The sequence below is a fragment of the Gammaproteobacteria bacterium genome, assembly GCA_003696665.1.
In the GTDB taxonomy this organism is placed as follows: domain Bacteria; phylum Pseudomonadota; class Gammaproteobacteria; order Enterobacterales.
Genome location: RFGJ01000454.1, coordinates 1 through 1,720 on the forward strand (window position 1 = coordinate 1; position 1,720 = coordinate 1,720).

Genomic DNA, 1,720 nt, shown 5'->3' on the forward strand with positions numbered 1-1,720 from the left:
GGCCTCAGGTGTTTCCCTTCCGCCAAGGCCAAGGTGGGTTTCCAGCAAGCCAATCAGACCGGATGGTCCAAGCAGTGCATCGCCGATCAGTGCATCTGACTCGCCATCGAACTCCGGCCAGCCGCCTCCGTCGAGCCCCATTCCAAATCGAACCTGCATACACCCCTCCATCAGAAACCAGTATGATAGCAGCCCCTGCGACATCTGGTGTCTCAATATATTCCCTAGAGCGTGTGTGGCTGGTGTTTTTGTTGCCATCTTTATCTTTGCTGTCCAGCGCACTTGGTCTTTGACTGTAGACAAAACATGGGCATGGGTCATGGGATTGCTGAATCCGCTCGGCAGGCAAGCTGCATTTGCGCATCCCATGCGAGATAGAAACCTTGACTAAACCGCCACCATCAAGATTAAGTGCGCTCAGCACTTAGGGTCAACTCCAAAATGTGCTGTAAATTTCCGCAGGGTTGGCTGAGTCATTTCATTCAAAAATAAGGACTCACTCCCTTTTTCAGTGATAACTATCAGTGTGTCCACCGCCCGAGTCAAAGCGACATAAAAAAGACGGCGTTCTTCATCAACAATTTTTTCAGGGTGGTCACCCAGCACTCTGGTGAAAATCCAGTCTGGATGAATGAGTGGATAGCTACGTTGAATGGCATCAAGAATGATCACTACGTCCTTTTCTAGACCCTTATACTTATGAATAGTCGAAATGGAGGCCTTGTCTGCGATCTCTCTTGGAAGGTCCTTGCAAATCGATTCTTTGAATCTGTCTAAGTCCCTGTTTCTCCCAGTGCTTTGAAAGCTGACAAACCATGGAACGGTATTTCTTCGGGCTAGGAGAACGACATTCTTCCCGTCCTTGTGGACTGAATTGATCAACCTTCTAACGGCTGGAGAAATTGCATCTCCAGCAAACTTTGTGCTTTCATATGGATTAGGCTTGAACTCGGATAGGCCTCCAATCAGAACCTTGCCACTTGCAGGCTTAGTTGATTTTGCTGGCTTCCCTTGATTGTGCATCAGTGCATTACCGGCCTCAACGTGCGCCGTTTTTCCTGGCCATGGGCTGTCGATCCGGCACAGAGAGCATATTCGGAATTGTCGGGCCTGATTTCGTGAACGAATGGAGCTAGATTCAGCCCATGCTGGTCGGCGTGGATTGTGGTGGAACCTTTACCGATTTTGTCGTCTGCGACGCCGATGGCGTTCGCTTTCACAAGCAGCTGTCCACGCCCGATGATCCGTCGCGCGCGATCCTGAACGGCATCCGGGCCCTCGGGCTGGATGCCGGATCGCTGCATCTGGTGCACGGCTCCACCGTCGCCACGAATGCGGTGCTCGAGCGCAAGGGAGTGCGTACGCTGTTCGTGACCAACCGTGGCCTGGAGGATCTGCTGGCCCTTGGCCGGCAGGTGCGCCGCGAGCTCTACAATCTGACGCCGGAGCCATATGGCAGGCTGCTGCCAGCCGATGACTGTCTGGGCGTGGGCGGTCGCGTGGATGCTGACGGATGTCTCGTGGAGCCGATCGATGAGGAAAGCCTTCAGGCGCTGGCGGATCGCGCCGGCGATTATGAGGCCGTGGCCATCTGCACCTTGTTCTCGTTTCTGAATCCGATCCAGGAGTCCGAGCTCGCCGCAGTGCTGCCGGCTCATGTGTTTGCATCGCTGTCCCACCGGGTGCTGCCGGAATACCGCGAATACGAGCGCGCCTCGAC

The 1,720-nt window shown here is 54.2% G+C and carries 3 protein-coding genes; 1 reads left to right on the forward strand and 2 read right to left on the reverse strand.

Features of this window, described 5'->3' with window-relative positions:
* Together D6694_11270 and D6694_11275 are read right to left on the reverse strand one after the other, a co-directional pair.
* A partial coding sequence (locus tag D6694_11270) for a hypothetical protein (protein ID RMH39384.1) occupies positions 1-204 on the reverse strand: 204 nt, incomplete at its 3' end.
* Positions 205-417: 213 nt separating this feature from the next.
* Positions 418-1,023 (reverse strand): ATP-dependent helicase, encoded by a 606-nt coding sequence (locus D6694_11275; protein RMH39385.1) that lies wholly within the window; start codon positions 1,021-1,023, stop codon positions 418-420.
* A 122-nt stretch (positions 1,024-1,145) separates the two neighbouring features.
* Here D6694_11275 and D6694_11280 point away from each other — a divergent pair.
* On the forward strand, positions 1,146-1,720 hold a 575-nt coding region (locus D6694_11280; protein ID RMH39386.1), incomplete at its 3' end, for a hydantoinase/oxoprolinase family protein.